A 331-nucleotide genomic window follows, 5' to 3' on the forward strand; every position below is an offset into this window, starting at 1 on the left:
TGCCCGCATAGATCGGATAGCCTGGATCTGGCACCAGCACGACTTCACCGGGATCGGCCCAGGCAAGGGCGAGATGTGCCAAATCATCTTGAGAGCCCATCAAAGCATGTACTTCTGATTCTGGATCAAGCGAAACGCCAAACCGATAGCGATACCACTCAGCTACCTCCCTGCGGAATTCGGGGGTTCCTTCTGAGCCGGGATAGCCGTACGCATCTGGTTTTGCAACAGCTTGCGCAAGCGCTTCGATCAGATGAGGAGCAGGTGGTTTATCCGGACTGCCGATTCCCAAGTCGATCACGCGCTTTGTTTTGGCTACTTCTCTTTTACG

The 331-nt window shown here is 54.4% G+C and carries 1 protein-coding gene; it reads right to left on the reverse strand.

Annotated features, from left to right (window positions below; translation table 11 throughout):
• On the reverse strand, positions 1–331 hold a 331-nt coding region (locus MXD62_RS10720; RefSeq protein ID WP_368862388.1), incomplete at both ends, for an aminotransferase class I/II-fold pyridoxal phosphate-dependent enzyme.

Source organism: Frankia sp. Mgl5 (assembly GCF_023242985.1).
Taxonomy (GTDB): domain Bacteria; phylum Actinomycetota; class Actinomycetes; order Frankiales; family Frankiaceae; genus Parafrankia; species Parafrankia soli.